Genomic DNA, 1,433 nt, shown 5'->3' on the forward strand with positions numbered 1-1,433 from the left:
GTCCACACGACCACCGCTGACGATGCACATGCGTCCAACGGACGCGTGCCGATTGGTCAACCGATTGCGCATCTGCGTCTGTACGTGCTCGATGCACACGGGCAACACGCGCCGATTGGCGTGGCCGGTCACCTGCATATCGCTGGGCCGCAACTGGCGCGCGGGTATCTCGGTCGTGCCGATCTGACCGCCGAACGTTTCGTGCCCGACCCGTTCGCCGAACAGCCCGGCCAACGCATGTACCGCAGTGGCGATATCGCCTGCTGGCGTGCGGACGGCACGCTCGATTATCTCGGCCGCAACGATGACCAGGTCAAACTACGCGGGTTCCGCATCGAACTGGGCGAAATCGCCGCCGCGCTACGCGCCTGCGCGGGCGTGCAGGATGCCGTCGTGTTGCTGCGCGAGGACCACCCGGGCGAACCGCGATTGGTGGCCTATCTGGTCGGCGATGTCGATGGTATTGCACTCAGCCCGGAGGCCGTGCGTACCCAACTCGACGTGCGCCTGCCCGACTACATGTTGCCCACCGCTTACGTGCAACTGGAAACGCTGCCGTTGACCGCCAACGGCAAGTTGGATCGCAAGGCGTTACCAGCACCGGATGCAGCGGCCTATGCGGCGCGTGCATATGAAGCACCGCAGGGTGCCATCGAACAGGCCATTGCCGCGATCTGGGGCGACCTGCTCGGTCTGGAGACGATCGGTCGGCACGACAACTTCTTCGCCCTCGGCGGCCACTCGTTGCTGGCGGTGACACTGACCGAGCGCATGCGACAACAAGGTCTGCGGGCCGACTTGCGCACCTTGTTCGCCACGCCGACGCTTGCTGCATTGGCGGCTGCGAGCGATGCCGTATCGGTCAATGTTCCGCCCAACCAAATTGCGTCCGACAGCGCGGTGATCACGCCGGAGATGCTGCCGCTGGTGACACTCACGCAGGAACAGATCGACAGCATCGTCGCTATACTCCCGGGCGGCTCTGCCAATCTCCAGGACATCTATCCGCTGGCTCCCTTGCAGGAAGGCATTTTCTTCCATCACCTGCTACAGCGCCAAGGCGATGCGTATCTGCAACCGAACCTGATCGCCTTCGACAGCCGTTCGCGTCTGGACGGATTTATCGATGCCTTGCAACGTGTGATCGATCGTCACGACATCCTGCGCACGGCGGTGGCGTGGGAAGGACTGGCCGCCCCCGTGCAAGTGGTGTGGCGCCGCGCCGCGCTGGTGATCGAGCACCTCTGCCTGGATGAGGCCGATGGCGAGGTGGCCGCACAGTTGCAGTCGCGCTTCGACCCACGGCACTGGCGTCTGGACGTGCGTCAGGCGCCGCTGATACGTGGCGTGGCGGCACAGGATCCGGCCAATGGCCGTTGGTTGTTGCAGTTGCTCTGCCATCACCTTGCCCTGGATCACACCACACTGGAAAT

At 64.0% G+C, this 1,433-nt stretch carries 1 pseudogene; it reads left to right on the forward strand.

Going from position 1 to position 1,433, the window contains the following annotated elements:
* Nucleotides 1-1,433 (forward strand): annotated as a pseudogene (locus tag XalbCFBP2523_RS17485) (condensation domain-containing protein); the annotation flags it as partial.

It is taken from the genome of Xanthomonas albilineans (assembly GCF_002939705.1).
GTDB classification, from domain to species: Bacteria; Pseudomonadota; Gammaproteobacteria; order Xanthomonadales; family Xanthomonadaceae; genus Xanthomonas_A; species Xanthomonas_A albilineans.